The following is an 18,151-nucleotide window of genomic DNA, read 5'->3' as shown; positions in this document are numbered from 1 at the left end:
TCAATCATATAACTCATCTTTCCAATATATATTTTATCACATATCCCTTAATATTCTTGATCAATTGAATTATGAATTTATTTTATCGTATCTCTTACATTATTTTAATTACTACGTCACAATCAGCCCATCTTCATAAAGGCAATTCATAAGTGGATTTCTATTACCACAATCAGATAAAATTTATTGAGTAATACCAGGAAGGATCTCCAGTAATCCTAAAAAAATATTAACCAGAAAGCATCACTTTGCAGATCACACTCTATATGTACTATACAAAGAAGTTTGCATTAACAGGATTTAATAATGAAGGCTGGCACATCTATGAAGCTCAGAAAAAAAACAACTTTAAACTTCTCTTTTTGTAGACTATATGTCAAACAGTTGATCTAATAACCAACTTAAAACTGGCATAAAATATTATTAAATTCCTTTCGACCGCACATTTAGACTACGATTTCTTGTGCTCATCTTTTATCAATACCTGTACTTATCTTGTTATCTTGCAAATATTTTTCAAGTTCTTTTCTGAGGTAATACCGCGAACCTGAACCATCATCGTGCACTGGCACAATTCCTTCATCTACTTTACGAATCAATGTCGAAACATGTATACCTAAAAACTTTGCCGCTTGTTTTCCATTGAGCCGTTCTGAAACCAGAACAGTTTTAATTTCTTCAAGCACATCATCACGACTCTTAACCTCCTCTCTAAGCCATTGAACCTCTATGATTAGCTCAGCAAGAGCTGTCGGAATATCATTAAATGTGTATTCTTTCGTTACTTCATTCATAATCGATCATAAACATTTTTGCATTTACAGTCTTTACCATACAGGTAAACCAGAAAAATTTTTATTCACACTTTAAATGAAAAATATTTGGCTTTAGCAAAAGCTATCAATACTAATCCAATCATGTTGCCATACATTCCATATCGTCACTTTCGCACCGAATAGCACTGGTTTTGTCTTCTAACAGTCCTGATACCTGAATATACCTAGCCATTATTGTAGCATTGTCCTCTCTGAGCCTTAAAACTTGCTCTCTCTCAAGATCAAGCATTTCTTCATATCGATCGTTGACCTCTCGAAGCATTCGGTTCTCTTCCATAATTTTTGCAAGTAACATTATCATGCCCCCTTTTAAACTTTCATTGCATAACACTCAAAATTCCTCAAAGAAATCTCTTCATGCTGTTTTTTTACCCTGCATTTTTTTTTCAAGCTGTTCAGTAACCTCTAAGGAGCGGTTGTATTTCATCACAGCCTTTTCGAAATCCCTTGCCCTACGCTCACGCAAGTCTGAGTATATGCCAAGCACTAAAGGATCATTTTTACGTCGAACACGCATAATAATAGCACCTTTCTTAAGACTTACGCCTTTTTTTTCTAATTCATACTGAATCTCATCGAAAATCCCTCGATGCAATACCCTTTCACTGATCATGTTTTAGCTTTTGTTAACTTTAGTTAAACACCGTTCAAAAGAATAGTACGAAAAAATCACGCGATAGTCAAAAAAATTTTGACAACAAAAGAAAAAAAAGATGAAGAAATCGTCTCGAGCAAAGCTAGTAGATGCGCTACTAAAAGCCTCCAATAGCTCATCTGATAGTGAACTAGCTAAAATTCTAGGCATAAAAAAACAAAAAATATCGTATTGGCGTTCAGAGAAAGGAAGTCTCGACTATGACTTGTTATTAGAAAAATTCGGTCGAGAAACTTTAAAATTTCTGTCAAGTGAACACGGATTTGATATCGAGACAAGAGAAAAAGAGCGCGAGGCAAAGGCAGGACAACTTCTTGCTGAGGCTATCCGCCTTTTATCAGAGCAAACAACAATAAAAGGCAGCATTATAGAAAAAAGCCATCAGTGCAACCAAGAATCCGAAACAGTCAAACTCCCCTTTTTTCTTCATACCGTAGCAGCCGGCCTTCCTGTAGACACCACAAGTCCGGTAGATGACTATCTGAATCTTCCACTACATATGATAGCGCACCCTGCAGAAACTTACGCAGCAAAAGCATATGGCAACAGTATGATAGGGGCTGGTATTAAGGAAGGTGATATTCTGATAGTAGACAGGCGCTTGGAACCACAACATAAAAATATTGTCATAGCATCAGTAAACGGTGAACAAACCGTTAAGCAGCTATGGATTGAAAACAGAAAAATAAAATTGATACCAAAAAATCGCCATTACAAACCCATTGAAATCACAAAGGAAATGAAATTTGATATACAAGGAGTCGTAATCTGGGTGCTTCGAAAAACAATATAAAAATCAAAACCTTATTACCATTATTTATCTATAACATTTTCTTGCTATACCCCTAACATAAGCAAGAAACAAAAACGCCTAATCCTCAGAAAAACATCTAATAAGCCAAAATGATAGCTTATATAGTAATAAATATAATTATAATCCAGACATTTATTACCTCTTATGCAACAATTCGTATACCTTGATAATAGCAAAGAAAACTATTGGTTCAACAATTTATTTACAAAGAATAGCCTCAAAAAAAAGCAGGAAATTGTTTAAATGACTATAAGTAAACCGTCCTATAACTATATAAAGAAGTGACCCCTGCCCTATCAGGTCAAGCTTGGATTTGTATGCAATCCTGTTTGGTTATTATAGTTACAAAAGGATCTTACCACCTTATTTTTTTGGCAATTTAATCTTCATTTTTTCGGCAGCCTTTCGTTTGCTCTCATCGACCAAAGTAAGATATGTCTCAGTGGTTTTTACATCGGTATGATTCAACATCTTAGATACTGTGTAAATATCCTCACCCTGACTGAGTAACTGCACTGCAAATGCATGGCGGAGCATGTGAGGATGTACACGCCTTTCGATACCGGCAACCTTTGCCCATTCCTTCAGAAAAGTGCGAAATGTTCTATAGGAAATTGAAAACACTCTCTCATTGTCACAGCCCCGCATCCCCATTAACTGCCTAGCCTGTACAGTAATTGGTTTACGATCGAAACTTTCGGTTTTCTTGACAAAGAGATTCAACGCTGGGCCAGAGAGGTCACTCTCAATAACCCGCTCCCAAGTCAAGCGTATAACATCCGAACTTCGCATGCCAGTTAAAGCAGCAAAAAGTACCGCTGCCCGATGCTCAGGTTTTCCGATATCTGTATTTGCAAGCAAGTTGATTTCATCGATCGTCAGAAAATCACGTTCAGTTTTTGCAAAACGTAAGGGATCGAAAAAAACATTAAGATTTTCAGTTAACAGCTTGGTTCTATATGCCTGTCGCAGTGCAGCTCGAAACATCGCAAAGTAATTTGCGGCAGTGTTTTGCATTAAAGTCCCTTCCCTGACAAGACCAGTAAAATAGTCTCTAAACCCTATGCAATCAGTAACCTTCAAAGACCGTATCTGAACATGTTCAGGAAAGTGCTGTTGAGCATGAAAGATCATATTGTTCCAGATCTTTGCAGTCTGTTGCTTTCTCCTTTGAGCTTCAGCACACAAATAGTCGATCACTGTTGTATCATCCCGCCTCCCGTTGTATCTTTCTTCCTGAATTTCGATCTCACGCTCAGCACGAACCTTTTCTGCGAGCTTCAATGTACTCCGGTTATGCTTGCGTTGCTGAGGTGTAGTAGGCTTTTGATAAACGTAGAGTTTGAGAAATTCACGACGGGATTGTCTGCCTTGAGAATTGAGAACAGGAGGCCAGAAGTCCAGATAGATACTCTGACGGCCCTTAGATATATTTTTAAGTCGAATGCTGACACTCATTTTGTACCGATTGAGGTGTTTTAGGTACAAAATAAGGTACAAAAATTGAAGAAGAATTGCAGTTTTTTATATTTGCACAGTTTAGCATAAATGGATCAAGAAACCTAATAACAAGCACTTAAACACTTTCACAAGCTCTTTATTTGTCATCTTTGAAAATATAATATATATACGACCAGTCAATAAAGAGCTCTATTTTTCAGCAATCGTTGGCACCACATTAATCAATGGAGACCTTTTGATGCAAAAGCAACCCACCAGCTATAAAGAGCTAGGCCTCGTTAACAGCAGAGATCTGTTCGCCAAAGCCGTGAAAGGCGGTTATGCTATCCCTGCTTACAACTTCAACAACCTTGAACAGCTACAGGCGATTATCATGGCTTGCGTTGAGACAAAATCGCCGGTAATTCTCCAGGTCTCAAAAGGCGCACGCAACTACGCCAACCAGACACTCCTTCGAAACCTCGCCCGGGGCGCTGTTGAATACGCCGAAGAACTGGGAACCCCGATTCCCATTGTACTCCACCTCGACCACGGAGATAGCTTCGAGCTTTGCAAAGACTGCATTGAAACCGGTTTTTCATCCGTAATGATCGACGGTTCTCACCTCAGCTACGAAGACAACGTAGCCTTGACCTGCAAAGTTGTTGAATACGCCCACCAACACGATGTCACCGTTGAAGGAGAACTTGGTGTTCTTGCAGGTGTTGAGGATGAAGTTGCTTCTGAAACACATACATACACACAACCTGAAGAAGTAGAAGATTTCGTCACCAAAACCGGAGTCGACAGTCTTGCAATCGCTATAGGAACATCACATGGGGCTTATAAGTTCAAGCCCGGGGAGGATCCGAAAATACGCCTCGATATCCTCGAAGAAATAGAAAAACGCATCCCCGGCTTTCCAATCGTTTTGCACGGCTCATCCTCCGTGCCTCAGGACCTGGTTGCAACGATCAATGAACATGGTGGCAAATTGAAAGATGCGATAGGTATCAGTGAAGACCAGCTCAGAGAGGCATCGAAATCAGCCGTATGCAAAATCAACATCGATTCCGACGGCCGTCTCGCCATGACTGCGGCAGTTCGAAAAGTACTCGACGAAAAACCTGAAGAATTCGACCCGAGAAAATACCTCGGCCCTGCAAGAGATTCGCTGAAAGAACTCTACAAGCACAAAATCATCAACGTTCTTGGCTCGGATGGCAAGGCGTAACACACACGCATCTTGAAGAGGCTGTCCTTTTGAGGAGGCAGCCTCTTTCCTGTTTTTTACTTTCTAAAATAATGCTCAGCAGGCCAAGGATTCATTGTTGAGCATTATTGATTGACGTCAGCCAACTGAAAGCAGCATAGCTCATCGCTCCCATGCCCGTTGCGATCGAAGACTCATCGGGGTCGAAAAAGGGAGAATGCAAAAACATGTCTTTTTTTCCCGCAACATTTCGCCCTGTACCGAGTTTCATGAAAACCCCAGGACAATACTGAAGATAGTTCGAAAAATCTTCAGCGGTCATTGACGGCTCACATTCTACAACATCTTTCATTCCGAAATAATCAACCAAAGACTCTCGAAGTGCACGGGTTGTCTCGGGATCATTGACAACGACCGGATAACCCTTGACAATTTCAAGCTCCGCCCTGCATCCCAAACCTTTTGCGACATGTTCAACCGTTTCTCTGAGACGTTCCTGGATCTGTGCCCGCACCCCCTCGTTCATCGCACGTAGGGTACCCGATATAGCTACTTTGCCGGGAATGACATTGGTGGCGTTTCCTCCCTTGATAGAGCAGAGAGAAACAACAACCGGCTCATAAGGCGATGTCACCCTGCTGACAAGATGCTGAACGGCAGTGATAATATGTGCTGCAGCAAGAATGGGATCCGCTGCCTTGTGAGGGGCCGATGCATGACCGCCTTCACCGTAAACGGTAATGTAGAGCTCATCTGCAGCTGCCATGACCCCACCCTCATGCAGAGCCACTTTCCCCGCAGGAATATCCGGAAAGCAATGAAGAGCGAAAACCGCAGAAGGATCGTACTCTTGGAAAAGACCGGCATCGATCAGCAATTTCGCACCCCCCGGCGCTTTTTCCTCGGCTGGCTGAAAAATGAAAAGCACATTACCTGGAAGTTTTTCCCGTATTTCCGACAGTACCGCAGCAGTACCGAGCAAAATAGCTGTGTGCATGTCATGCCCGCAGGCATGCATCCGGCCTTGTTCTCGAGAACAAAAATCATGGGTATTTTCTTCCTGCAGCGGAAGAGCGTCGATATCTGCCCGAAGTGCAACAAGTGAGCTTGCCTTATCGCTTCCCCCACCTTCAAGAAGAGCGACAACACCGGTATCGAGAAAATCATGCTCTACCTTGAGACCGAGCTTCAGGAGATAGTCACGAATCAAAGCCGTTGTGCGAAACTCCTGAAACGAAAGTTCGGGATGACGGTGAATCTCACGCCGAATCCCGACAATCTCGGGATAAAGCTCGTCAACCCTTTTCCTGATTTTTTCAACAATGAACAAAGAATTATCAAACATACATCAAGAAGTAGGAAGGATTGAAGAGAAACACCGCTACATGTCGATATAGCGCATGAATTCAAGGGCTTTTTCACGGAGCGCATCGGCTCCTGCGCCAGTTGAAGGCTTTGCGTAACGGATAAGGTAACCGTACTTTTCAAGATTGGTAACGAGACGGTAGATATCCTGACACTGAATTCTGAAAGTCATAACCATCGTCTGGGCTCCGGGTTCCGGCTCGGCAACACCGAAACTCAGCACCATAGCATCGTTTTTTTCGATCACGCTGATGACCTCAGAAATTTTTACGCCCAGTGCAGGTGCTTCAATCTCAAGAGTAGACCCTTTTTCTGAAAAATGAAACAACAGTGCGATGTCCCGAAGAAGTCCGGATTTCGTGACAATCCCTTCATACTCGCCATCCTCTCCTTTAACCGGAAGAATATCGAATAAACGGTTATTGCTCACTTGCTCGAAAACGTCAAGCAAGTGTTGATCGCCATGCACTGTTTCAGGCTCCTCGAACGAAAGGTCTTCAATCCTCTGCACGTTTCCATCCCCTTCATGAGCCCTTGCAGCCTCATGCAAATCATCTACAGAAACAAGAGCAACAAGCTTACCGTCTTTCAGAACCGGCGCCTCATGCAGCCCATGCTCCTGGAGCTGTACAAGAGCATTATCAACCTTTTCCGATGCCTGAAGTACCGGGTAACGGTCATCTATATGTCGCTGTATAACGCTCATCGAAAAAAGTCAAAAGTAAAAAACTTAACTTAAAATTTTAAAAAGCGTAGATCCTGTCGAATAATTTACGGTTTACTTAGTATTCAACGAAATCATGCTTCCCTTCCCTAACACTTCGACCGGGAACAAATCCGTGCCTCCCAAGTCCATTTACCATTACCGTTTTCTACCCAGCACTACAAACAATCTCTCATCCGGTAAAATTCCTACGGCTCTATTTTTGCCACTCGACGTTGATGCCGCCCCCCCTCAAACTCAGCTGCAAACCAGTTTTCGAGACTTTTCTCTATAGTCTCCGAATCGCTGTAACGGGCGGGAAAACACAAAACGTTCGCATTGTTATGCTGCCTCGCAAGGCTTGCTATTTCGGGGTTAAAAGCCAGCGCTGCACGAATTCCCTTTACCTTGTTGGCTACAATCGATACACCAACCCCACTTCCGCAAAGCAATACCCCCTGATCGTATTCACCGTTTGCCACAGCTTCTGCAACCTTACGGGCATAATCCGGATAATCGACAGAATCATCTGAATATGTTCCCATATCGTTTACCTTGTAACCGTTCCTTTCGAGCCAGGAATAAACGGTTTTCTTTAATTCATAACCTGCATGGTCGCTTCCAATAGCTATTTTCATAATCCGTTGACTTTAAATTTACTGATTGATTTTCTCTTCGACGCCTGGTTGAGAAAAATTTTCTGGCTGTTTATCTCTGGCTCATTATTCGTCACTCTGATATAGGCTCCTTGAGCATTCATTTCCCAAGCCTTGACATTATCACCAAGGATAAGTTCAAGCTCCGATTTTGCAACGTCTATCAGCTCCTTGTCCATAATAGGAAACAATGCCTCCACTCTATGGTCAAGATTTCTCGGCATGACATCGGCACTTCCGAGATACAGCTCATCCATACCGCCGTTCCGAAAATAATAAGCTCTGCTGTGTTCTAAAAATCTTCCTATAACACTTATAACACGAATATGCTCACTAACCCCTTTTATTCCTGGAATGAGGCAGCATATCCCCCTGATGATCAAATCAATCGAAACCCCCGCACATGAAGCTCTGTAAAGTGACTTGATGGTTTTTCTGTCAACAAGAGCGTTCATTTTCATGATTATCCTGCCATTACCTTCTTTTTCATGCCATTCAATTTCACGTTCGATCATTTCGATAATTCTCTGACGGGTATTGACCGGAGAAACGATCAGTTTCCTGTACGTTGTATGCTTGGAGTAACCTGTCAAAGCATTGAAAAGCTCGGACACGTCGTTTGCAAGTACATCGTTTGCAGTCAGGTAACTGTAATCGGTATAAATCTTGGCCGTAAACGGGTTATAGTTTCCGGTACCGAGATGAAGATAACGCTTCAGCTTATCATGCTCCTTGCGGACGATAAGCGTCAGCTTTGCATGCGTTTTAAGCCCCACGAGGCCATAGACGACATGAGCCCCGACATCCTCGAGCGCTCTTGCCCAACCGATATTGTTCTCTTCATCAAAACGCGCTTTCAGTTCAACAAGAACCGCCACCTGCTTACGCTGTTCGACCGCGCTCATCAGTGCTTTGACCACCGGTGAATTGTTTCCGACCCTGTAAAGGGTTTGCTTGATGGAAAGCACTTGCGGATCATTTGCCGCCTGATTGATAAGATCGACAACCGGCTGGAATGAATCGTACGGATGATAGAGCAGGTGATCCCCCTGACGTATCGCACAGAAAACATCCCCTCCTACTTTCTCCTCGATAGGATTATGAGGAGCAAAAGGCTCATCTTTGAGCTCTGGCTTTTCAATCTTCATCATCTCCATCAGGTCGCTCATACCCAGAACACCGGAAATCTCATAGAGGCTTTGGGAATTGACTTCGAGATTTTTTATCAGAATTTTCCTCACCGATTGCGGCATCGTCGGTGTCACGTCCAAACGAACGACTTTACCGTATCTTCTCGAGCGTATACCTTTTTCTATGGTTTCGAGCAGGTCTCCAGCCTCGTCTTCTTCAATCTCGATATCGGCATCGCGAATAACCCTGAACGGATGGCTCTGTACAACCCGCATATGGGGAAACAGTTGTTCGAGATTGTTCTGGATAAGATCCTCCAGCCAGAGTAAACGTATTTTTTCATCCTTGAAATCAAGCCCTTCGATTGTATCAAGGCGAAGTATCCTCGGCAAAATACTCGGGACCTTCACTCTTGCGAACTTCAGAACCCGGGTTTCAAGGTCCTCCAGCTCAACAGCGAGATTAAGGGAAAGATTCGACACAAAAGGAAACGGATGGCCCGGGTCAACCGCAAGTGGAGTAAGAACCGGAAAAATCTCGTTGCGGAAATATTTTTGCAGCCCCTTTTTTTTGTTTTCATCGAGCGCCTTGTATTCGACAAACTCGATACCGTTCTTGTTCAGCTTCGGACAAATATCATTATAAAAACAGTCGTTTCTCTGGCGAAACTGTTCGATGACTCTCTCACGGATTTTTTCGATTTGTTCCTGGGGCGTAAGTCCGTCGACCGAACGATCCTGTATACCGGCCTCGTACTGATCTTGAAGCCCAGCGACCCTTATCATAAAAAACTCATCAAGGTTCGAACTGAAAATCGAAATAAATTTCACTCTTTCAAACAAGGGATGTGCGTCCGGAGACAATGCTTCTTCAAGCACCCTCTGATTAAAGGATACCCAACTCAATTCACGGTTTACATAATAAGCGATGTCCTCAAAATCATGCAGCTTTACTGAAGTCTTTACCGACTCTGCGTTCTGGTCCATTGTGAAAACTGTTTTCACGGTTTATAAATTCTTACCACATCTGTTTCAGTAACAATACAATCAAGTCCCTCATCCCAGGGATCATCAGGCAGCAAAGAATCGAGAAGTTGAAATGAAAAGACAAGAGCGATGATAAAAGGATTCCCGCCCTTTTTCCGAAGCCCTGAAATGAAACGATCGTAATACCCCATTCCATATCCGAGACGCCTTCCTTCCCGATCAACGGCAACAGCCGGAACAATAACCACCTCCGGCACTTCTTCGATACCGGTTCTTGCATGAAGAGGTTCAGGTTGACCGAATCTACCAGCAACAACCGGGTCACTTTTGCTGAAAGGCACAGCACAAAGAGTCCTGTCACAGGATACCGGTACAAATGTGCTGACAGTATCCTTAGCGGTGACAAGATTTATGAGAGGAGCTGTATCAACTTCACGCCGGTCGTTCATCGAAAGGTAGAACATAACGCTATCAGCATGACGAAGTTCCGGAACCTGAAAAGCTTTTTCAGCAATAAGAAGACTTCCTGATCTCCAATCATTAACGTTCATTGACGCCCGAACATTCCTCAACTCATTTCTGATAGCATCCTTACGACTCACCATACAGTAAACATCCTTTCAGGATTCAGTGCTTTATAGCATAAACTTGTAAGATACTAATTTACTTTTTTGTTCACGCCACTGTAACAAAGGCGTGACATTTGTAGTGCCCCGAAACGATTAAATTATCGAATTATCACTCTCACGCTCGCCGAAACATAACCCATCCGGTCAAACCGATATTGAGCAAACAGGCAGGGGTTACCCGAAAACCAAACTCCGACTGTTGGAATAATTCATACATTTCCCCTATTTGCAGAAACCGCAAGAAGCACCTTTATATGCATTATTCTTACTGTCATTCACATGAACCTCATACCGGCATCCTCTCTCAATCCCTCTTCAATTTATTGTGTCGGCAAGAACTACTTGCGACATGCAGAAGAAATGTTGCAATGGGAATCGAACGACGAGAACGTCAAAAGAAGCACGAAAAAACCTGAAGAACCGATCATATTCCTCAAACCGGCCACAGCTCTGTCCCGCAACGGCAAAGTACGGGTTCCGCATTTTCATGGAAAACCGATATCGAAAAACCTGCATTACGAAGCAGAGTTAGTAGTACTCATCGGCAAGGATGCTGAAAACATCCCTACAGAAAACACCATGTCCTTTATTGGCGGATATGGCATCGGGCTCGACATGACATTACGTGATGTTCAGATGGACGCAAAGGAAAAAGGAGAACCTTGGTTGAAATGCAAAGGGTTTAAAAGCAGTGCTCTGTTATCGGATATGGTTCCGGCAACCCACATTCTCTCTCCTGAAACGCTTGTATTCTCACTTTCTCTCAACGACGCAATTGTCCAGAAAGGTAAGGCTGAAACGATGCTGTTCAATATCCCTGAGCTGATCTCTTATTTATCGTATATTTACGGATTGCAGGCAGGAGACCTTCTGTTCACAGGAACCCCTGAAGGAGTAGGAAAAGTAAACAACGGCGATATGCTGCACGCTGAACTCTTGCAGAACAACTGCTGCAGGGATTTCACCCTTCTGACCTCGCTCGATGCAGTCGTAGAAGCAGTTTAACAACCAACCATCCAGGCTAAAGAAAACATGAACGTAATTTTCCAGAACGCGAGACTTATAAACCCAGCACAGAACCTCGACATGCAAGGGTCGATAAAGGTTTCAGAAACAGGGATGATCGAAACGATTACCTTTGGCGATGAATCCATCCCTTCTGACCCGAATGACCGCGTCATCAATATGGGCGGTAAGGTTATCGCATCAGGACTGTTCGACATGCACTGCCATTTCAGAGAACCCGGACAGGAATACAAAGAAACCCTCGAAACAGGTTCCAGATCTGCAGTTGCAGGAGGGTTTACAGGGGTGGCCGTCATGCCCAACACAAAACCGGTAATCGATAGTCCCCTCGGCGCAGCATTCATCAAACACAATGCAAAAGATCTGCCAATCGATATCGAAATCATTGCAGCGATGACCGAAGGAAGCGAGGGGGAAATGCTTTCACCCTATGGAAAACTTTGTTCTTATGGCATCCGGGCGATATCGGATGACGGTACCGCTGTTCAGACCAGCCGGATGATGAGGCTGGTTTTCGAATATGCCGCAAGTTTCGGTCTGCTTGTGATTCAGCACTGCGAAGATACCTCTCTCTCTTCGGAAGGCATCATGAACGAAGGGAGCTACTCTGCACTTCTCGGGCTGAAAGGAATTCCGGATGTTGCTGAAATCATCACATTGGCAAGGGATATCAACCTGATGGAATATCTTCAGAAGCACAAGCTCAATCCACCGATAGCATCACCGAAGTACCATGTAGCCCATATCAGCACTGCAGGAACTCTCGATCTTGTCCGTCAGGCGAAAGCCAAAGGCATGCAGGTTACCTGCGAGGTAACCCCTCATCATTTCACACTCACCGAACAGGACCTTTTCGATGCCGAAGACAAGGGCAACTTCATTATGAAACCGCCTCTGTGCAGCAAGGAAAATCATCAAGCCATTCTCGAAGGGCTCTCTGACGGCACGATCGATGCGATAGCCTGCGACCATGCGCCACATGCACGCCACGAAAAAGAGTGTCCTGCAGATCAGGCGGCGTTCGGCATCATCGGCCTTGAAACATCGGTCAGTCTGACGCTTTCAGAACTGGTGCATACCGGAAAAATAACGCTCTACAGGGCTATCGAACTCCTCTCTTCCAACCCGAGAAAGATCATGGGACTCACACCCATCCTCTTCGAACCCGGCAGTCCGGCAAATTTCACCTTCATCGATCCCGAAGAAACTTGGACCTACACTGAAGATCTCATTCACTCCAAATCAAGAAACACCCCGTTTCTCAACCGAACCATGAAAGGGCGAGCTTTAGGCATCTACCATAAGGGGATGCTGCATGGTTTGGAGTAAGAAAAGCCGAACCTCCTGAACTTGCATCTTGATCGATTTGCCGGTTTTTCCCCTGGTGAAAAACCGGTTTGAGCTCACAACAAAAGAAGCGAGCCTCTTGCACATATCAAATTTTTCGCCTTTGTTTTCCCTGCCCATAAATAACAGGGCTTTGTGTTCTTTGTTTTTCGTCGATTCATACTTCATTACCCTCTAAATAAAAGGAGTACCTTTATGCCGTTCAAACTGCAAGATGAACTCATGAACGCTACATCCCGAAATCACATTGCAGGTGTTTACTGGTCAAGCCGCGACATGGGCCCCGGACCGTTGGGAAACCATCATTTCTTCACTTTTGTGTATACCGATGAAGAGCAAGCTCGGCGGGTAACCGGCCGCTGGAAAGGCTGGAACGTTCGTTACCATCAGGAAGTCAACGATTCCGGCCTGGTTATATTCTTCACGACAGTCGGGGTTGACCAGGACTCGAACAAAAACATCGTTTACAAATTCAATCCCGAATCCGATCTCTGGTCGATTAACGAAATCGCAAAAGAAGGCAATACAGACCCCGGAAGTGTCGACTGGGATTTACAGGCTCATCGTATTTCACACCAGGCATCAACGACACATTTCGCTTCGTATGAAGCCCTTATGGACGCTATCCTTGAAAAAATCTTCAACTTCAAGGAACAGCGTGAAATCGGCAACACAGTACCTTACACGCTTCGAGATGAAAACTGTGCGGCCGGTGTCAACTCGGTTCTTGCTTCGCTCGGTTATCCTGAACCCTACAGAACAGCTGTTGGAGAGTTCAGTGGAATAGACTGGGGCGAAGAGGATATCATTCCAGCCTCACTCTACAGGATGAACTATGTCGGCAACAAAAAATCTCTTGAACTACACTCTTCAGGATGTGAGTATGTAGCACGGATGCATTCCGAAAACAAAGAAGACTTTACATCGATCGTCGGTGCAATGAACAACGGATATAACGGCTGTGCGTACTGCCTGAAAGAGTTCGATACCGATACACTGCAACATCCGCAAAAAATCTTCAAACTTCACCTGATCGGACTCGCCTGTAAAGAAACCGAAGACTTCACAGGGGCCGACAGTGCCTATTTACGTGTAAACGGCATACGAGTCTGGGGGCCTGTACGGATGAACAACGGCGACGCCAAAACCCTTACCGATGTCCCACCGATTGAATTTAGCGGAAACGCAAAAGTCGCGTTGTTCGACAAGGATTCAGGAGCGTCGATTGATTACTATGTCGGGAACCAGCCTCTTGATGAAGACGACGAGTTGGGTGTCGCAACGATATCTTCAGCTCTTTCAGGCGCAGGGGAAAAATCTTACGTCTTCAATAAGGACGGGGCGAATTATACATTGATTTGCAAAGTCGTCGAATACGATGTCAATACAGGTACTCCCGTTCCCGCGACAAGCTATGAACTCTTCCTTGAATCGCTTACCTGCTTCGAAACGGAAGACTTCACCGGAGCTGATGAAACCTACCTGCTAGCAAACAATATGTTGAAGTGGGGGCCGAAATCGATGAATGACGGCGACACGAAAGATCTTTCAGAAATCGGAGCCATCGAGTTCCACGGAAGCGTTCGACTAGACCTCTACGATCAGGACGGCAGTATACCTTCTGATGACGATGATCACCTCGGACATGTGCTGATCACACCATCAGCCAACGGGCTCGGAACACAAGGGCACAGATTCAAAGGCGATGGCGCTCATTATCTCCTGAAATACCATGTCGGGCAACGTTCAACGGAAGATCCGATCAATAGTGAGTGCCGTTTGAGGCTGATTTCTCTCAAATGCCATGAAACGGAAGATGTCACCGGAAGCGACCATGCGTATCTGCACGTCAACAACATCCTGAAATGGGGGCCGAGGGCGATCAATAACGGCCAAACCAGAGACCTTACCGGTGTTGAACCGATCAGCTTCCGCGACACAATCCGGATTGATCTCTATGACGAAGATACCGGCAGCTGGTTCGATGAAGACGACCATATCGACAAAGAGATCATTTCCAAAGCCGACGCGAATCTGGGCGTCAAAGAGCGCAAGCTCAAAGGTGACGGAGCCAGTTATACTCTGAAATACGAAGTTCTGCTCTGATTATTCAAATCAACGATCAAAAAGCGCAAGGGAGAGGGTGCAAGAGCTCCATCTCCCTTGCGAAGATATTCCCAAATAGATTCTCCCGATGAATTGGACGTATAGCTCAGCGCGATCTCCAGTGACCTGAAACCCAGCGCCCGTGTGGGTTGTAATGCCCAGGAACCCAGACCCGATGACGCTGGGGAGGCCCGACATACTTCCAGTGTCCATAAACAACCACACCTGCAGGTGTGGTGTAACGCTCTACCCACACGAAATCCGGACCAGGCCGTTGCGGTCTTGTCACTACGCAAGATTCCAAAGGAAGCAAAAAAACCAGCAACAACAATACCGATAACATTCTACCATACTTCATAACCCTTTCTCTTCCGACAGGTTCCAGAAACACTGTTCCTTTGTTCTATGCACACGAAGGAAAAAAGGTTTCAAAACACACCGATCACTTTTCTATCAACCCTTTCGAAAGTAATATCTCTTCGACTTTTTCACCGTTCTCAACCGTAAAACCGATATCCATCCTCTGGTTCTTCAGCGACATGATGAAAATTCTGTTACGCTTGGGACGATTTACATCCATCGGAAACCACGTCTTGAAACCCCCTGTTCCGTGCAATCGCCACTTTCCCCGCCGAAGTGACGGTTCTCCGACAGTTATCCTCTCGATGTCATCAAACTGCACTACCTTTTTTCTCCCGGTCGGGAAATAATAGTTACGGAAGATGATTTCCTTATCGGCTATCGTTATGAGCTTGTCCGAATATGTGTTGTCCGAGATCATGTGTTCACACTTTTTTCGGCAATAAGATGAAGTTACCCAAGAATAATGTTTATCGCTTACACCGTTAACCACCTGCCTAATTTGAAAATCTTCAATAAAAACTGAATTTTAGAACTCTTCTATCAGATTTTCCTGTAATTCACCAGACTGAACCACTGGTTTTCGTCAGGAAAGATCCTGTTGACCGCAAGCTCTGCATGTTCCCCTATAAGCTGAATGTCCTTTTCCTCGAATTTGTGCGAGTTCTCGGTGTGGATGGTTTCTTCCTTTTTGATCACAATATCCTTTTTTGAAAACGGACTTTTGACATGTAACGTTTTCTTCGCTTCAAGATACATTTCGATACGCCTTTTATCCTCGTTGTAAAATGCTCTGTGCTCGAAATCTTCGGTGTCAAAATCCGATTTGATCAAACCGTTTATGACGTTGAGAATATTCTTGTTGAATTGTGCCGTCAGGCCTTGAGCATCGTTGTACGCGTTTTCAAGAATCTGCACCTCCTTTACCCGGTCGAAGCCTATCAGAAAGCTGTCCCCGGAATTCATCGTTTCGCTGACATCCCGAACAAACTGCACAGCCTCTTCCCTGTCGAGATTGCCGATGGTGCTCCCGAGAAAACAGTAGAGCTTCTTTCTCTCTCCGGAGACAATATGCATCTGATGAATATAGTCGGCGACGATCCCCTGAACTGCAAGCCCAGGAAACATGCAGATCAGTTCTTTTATGGACGCTTCGAGTGCCGGCCGACTGATATCGACCGGAAAGTATCGAACTCCCTGCATTTGCTTTGCCGGGATCTTTTCCAGGAAAAGAGTGATTTTACTGTGGTCGCCACTGCCAAGCTCTACTATATCGACCTCGGAACAATCGGTAATCGCACCAAGCGGCAACACCCGAAGAATGCTCTTTTCTGTCCGTGAAGGGTAATATTCATCGAGAACGGTTATGTTTTCGAAGAGTTCCGATCCTTTTTTATCGTAAAAGTATTTGCTTGCTATCCGTTTCGGCCGGGCATGCAAACCAGTGATTATTTCTTCAATTGCCGCCTCGAGACCAATTTCCGGAAGATAGTTGACGATGGTCGCTGAACCGCATTCGAAAACATTTCTGGTCGAATAATCCATGGGGGGTAGTTGTTAATTCAGGGTAACCGATCAGTATCAACGTCATTTCGGATCACCTGTTTCATAGGGATTGTCAGGATTGTTGCTCCACTCAAACCATCCGCCGTCGTATACCGACACTCTCGGCCATCCCATCAACAATGCATTGAACCATGCCTCACTTCCCCGCCAACCGGTTCCACAGTAAAATGCAAGGTGCTTTTCGGGAACAATCCCGGACTGTTTCCAGACGGCGTCAATCTCATGGTACTCACGCGTGGTGTGATCGAGATTACGATAATTTTCCATGTGATAAGCATCACTACCACAATTGGCGAACACCGCCCCAGGGATGCGTCCTTTCTTTTTGATATAGTTGTATCCGCTTACCTCACCTATATACTCAGGGTAGCTTCTAACGCAAACCAGATCGGCATCTTTTGACCGAAGCATCTCTTTGGCTTCAGGCGTATCGACCGCGAGTTCAGGCCTGACCGGTATCACGGAACCGAACGATTCGACCGGTTGCTTCGGCACATCGTCCATACTGATCTCATAACCGGCATCCGCCCAGGAACGATAGCCGCCATTCAACACACGCACATCTTTCACGCCGGCATACATCATGATGAAGGCAAGCCGGATGGCTCCGATATGCCCTGCTGCGCTGCCTGGAAAATCATCGGCATTATCAGGTTGCATGAACTTGCCGTAAAGAACAACCGTTGTATCGGCGGTAATCCCATGCTGTTCGAGAGCAGCTTTCAACTCCTCCGGACTCCGCCGGTTCCATGTTTCAGGCGACTCGAGCGACAGTGTATCCATATCGACAGCTCCCGGAATGTGCCCGCTTAAATACGCATCTCGGTTCCGGTAATGAGCATGACAAACAACAAATCTATCGTTACCATACCCTTCAGGTGTTTTCCCGGCAATCAGCGTATTCACCCATTCAGGCGAAACAAGTTGTCGATAGTTCGCAAGCTTCTGCATCGGCAATGCATCGTTCCCCGACCATTCCGATACAAACTGGTTATACACAGAAACCTTTTTGTATCCATTTTCCCTGAACTGTTCAGCCGTTCTATGACTTTGTTTCGGAGTATACCCGTATACCACAATGGCATGATCCGGCAAGATGTTCTTGAACTGCAAAATCCTGAGCCATTCAGAGAAGTGAAACCATTTTTCGGGTACTGTTTTTGCCCCTTTAATATGTCCTCCTCGCGCCTCATTCTGCATCCGCCAACCGTTATAGGCATCTATTGAACGCACGTCGATGATTGTTACATCGTTATTATCCAGAAGCTCCTGTAATGCTTCTGTTCTCATTTCTTCTGATTCGGGCATGGTATTTTTT

Annotated in this window: 18 protein-coding genes; 5 read left to right on the top strand and 13 right to left on the bottom strand. The window is 44.8% G+C overall.

Going from position 1 to position 18,151, the window contains the following annotated elements:
- Positions 1–467 precede the first annotated feature (467 nt).
- The 3 genes from CR164_RS00380 to CR164_RS00370 all read right to left on the bottom strand — a co-directional run bounded on the left by CR164_RS00380 (position 468) and on the right by CR164_RS00370 (position 1,449).
- Complete coding sequence (locus tag CR164_RS00380) at positions 468–794, bottom strand: helix-turn-helix domain-containing protein (protein ID WP_110021939.1); 327 nt, start codon at positions 792–794, stop codon at positions 468–470.
- Between the two features lie 121 nt (positions 795–915).
- Complete coding sequence (locus CR164_RS00375) at positions 916–1,131, bottom strand: hypothetical protein (RefSeq protein WP_146204118.1); 216 nt, start codon at positions 1,129–1,131, stop codon at positions 916–918.
- Positions 1,132–1,191: 60 nt separating this feature from the next.
- Positions 1,192–1,449, bottom strand: coding sequence for a hypothetical protein (locus CR164_RS00370; RefSeq protein ID WP_110021937.1), 258 nt, complete (start codon positions 1,447–1,449; stop codon positions 1,192–1,194).
- Positions 1,450–1,549: 100 nt separating this feature from the next.
- Between CR164_RS00370 and CR164_RS00365 the strand changes: the two genes are divergently transcribed.
- Positions 1,550–2,284: a LexA family protein gene (locus tag CR164_RS00365; RefSeq protein WP_110021936.1), complete on the top strand. Its 735-nt coding sequence runs from the start codon at positions 1,550–1,552 to the stop codon at positions 2,282–2,284.
- 384 nt (positions 2,285–2,668) lie between these two features.
- On the opposite strand, the gene CR164_RS00360 is transcribed toward CR164_RS00365, so the two are convergent.
- Positions 2,669–3,763 carry a tyrosine-type recombinase/integrase gene (locus tag CR164_RS00360; RefSeq protein WP_110021935.1) on the bottom strand — a complete coding sequence of 365 codons (1,095 nt, stop codon included), beginning with the start codon at positions 3,761–3,763 and terminating at the stop codon, positions 2,669–2,671.
- A gap of 241 nt (positions 3,764–4,004) precedes the next feature.
- Between CR164_RS00360 and CR164_RS00355 the strand changes: the two genes are divergently transcribed.
- On the top strand, positions 4,005–4,979 hold the full coding sequence (locus CR164_RS00355; RefSeq protein WP_110021934.1) for a class II fructose-bisphosphate aldolase: 975 nt from the start codon (positions 4,005–4,007) through the stop codon (positions 4,977–4,979).
- 91 nt (positions 4,980–5,070) lie between these two features.
- Here CR164_RS00355 and CR164_RS00350 read toward each other — a convergent pair whose 3' ends face one another.
- The 5 genes from CR164_RS00350 to CR164_RS00330 form a co-directional block, all read right to left on the bottom strand.
- Positions 5,071–6,303, bottom strand: a complete 1,233-nt coding sequence (locus CR164_RS00350; protein ID WP_110021933.1) for a M20 metallopeptidase family protein — start codon at positions 6,301–6,303, stop codon at positions 5,071–5,073.
- A 36-nt stretch (positions 6,304–6,339) separates the two neighbouring features.
- Complete coding sequence (locus tag CR164_RS00345; protein WP_110021932.1) at positions 6,340–7,029, bottom strand: CBS domain-containing protein; 690 nt, start codon at positions 7,027–7,029, stop codon at positions 6,340–6,342.
- A gap of 206 nt (positions 7,030–7,235) precedes the next feature.
- A complete protein-coding gene (gene rpiB / locus CR164_RS00340) occupies positions 7,236–7,664 on the bottom strand; it encodes a ribose 5-phosphate isomerase B (protein WP_110021931.1) in 429 nt (142 codons plus the stop codon).
- Entirely contained in the window at positions 7,661–9,799 is a 2,139-nt protein-coding gene (gene ppk1, locus CR164_RS00335; protein WP_110022276.1) for a polyphosphate kinase 1, read from the bottom strand. The genes rpiB and ppk1 overlap by 4 nt, the downstream gene beginning before the upstream one ends.
- Before the next feature lie 14 nt (positions 9,800–9,813).
- Positions 9,814–10,404 (bottom strand): 5-formyltetrahydrofolate cyclo-ligase, encoded by a 591-nt coding sequence (locus CR164_RS00330; RefSeq protein ID WP_110021930.1) that lies wholly within the window; start codon positions 10,402–10,404, stop codon positions 9,814–9,816.
- Positions 10,405–10,707: 303 nt separating this feature from the next.
- Between CR164_RS00330 and CR164_RS00325 the strand changes: the two genes are divergently transcribed.
- The 3 genes from CR164_RS00325 (at position 10,708) to CR164_RS00310 (ending at position 14,907) form a co-directional block, all read left to right on the top strand.
- On the top strand, positions 10,708–11,433 hold the full coding sequence (locus CR164_RS00325) for a fumarylacetoacetate hydrolase family protein (RefSeq protein ID WP_110021929.1): 726 nt from the start codon (positions 10,708–10,710) through the stop codon (positions 11,431–11,433).
- Between the two features lie 27 nt (positions 11,434–11,460).
- Positions 11,461–12,783, top strand: coding sequence for a dihydroorotase (locus CR164_RS00320; RefSeq protein WP_110021928.1), 1,323 nt, complete (start codon positions 11,461–11,463; stop codon positions 12,781–12,783).
- Between the two features lie 213 nt (positions 12,784–12,996).
- On the top strand, positions 12,997–14,907 hold the full coding sequence (locus CR164_RS00310; RefSeq protein ID WP_110021926.1) for a hypothetical protein: 1,911 nt from the start codon (positions 12,997–12,999) through the stop codon (positions 14,905–14,907).
- Positions 14,908–15,013: 106 nt separating this feature from the next.
- Here CR164_RS00310 and CR164_RS12915 read toward each other — a convergent pair whose 3' ends face one another.
- The 4 genes from CR164_RS12915 to CR164_RS00295 form a co-directional block, all read right to left on the bottom strand.
- Positions 15,014–15,265, bottom strand: a complete 252-nt coding sequence (locus tag CR164_RS12915; RefSeq protein WP_146204117.1) for a hypothetical protein — start codon at positions 15,263–15,265, stop codon at positions 15,014–15,016.
- 84 nt (positions 15,266–15,349) lie between these two features.
- Positions 15,350–15,688 carry a hypothetical protein gene (locus CR164_RS00305; protein WP_110021925.1) on the bottom strand — a complete coding sequence of 113 codons (339 nt, stop codon included), beginning with the start codon at positions 15,686–15,688 and terminating at the stop codon, positions 15,350–15,352.
- Between the two features lie 122 nt (positions 15,689–15,810).
- On the bottom strand, positions 15,811–16,812 hold the full coding sequence (gene egtD, locus CR164_RS00300; protein WP_110021924.1) for an L-histidine N(alpha)-methyltransferase: 1,002 nt from the start codon (positions 16,810–16,812) through the stop codon (positions 15,811–15,813).
- A gap of 42 nt (positions 16,813–16,854) precedes the next feature.
- A complete protein-coding gene (locus CR164_RS00295) occupies positions 16,855–18,123 on the bottom strand; it encodes a rhodanese-like domain-containing protein (protein WP_239994412.1) in 1,269 nt (422 codons plus the stop codon).
- Positions 18,124–18,151 lie beyond the last annotated feature (28 nt).

Source organism: Prosthecochloris marina, from assembly GCF_003182595.1.
In the GTDB taxonomy this organism is placed as follows: domain Bacteria; phylum Bacteroidota; class Chlorobiia; order Chlorobiales; family Chlorobiaceae; genus Prosthecochloris; species Prosthecochloris marina.
Note: the sequence above shows the minus strand (reverse complement) of the source record. Positions and strands in the feature narration are given on the sequence as shown.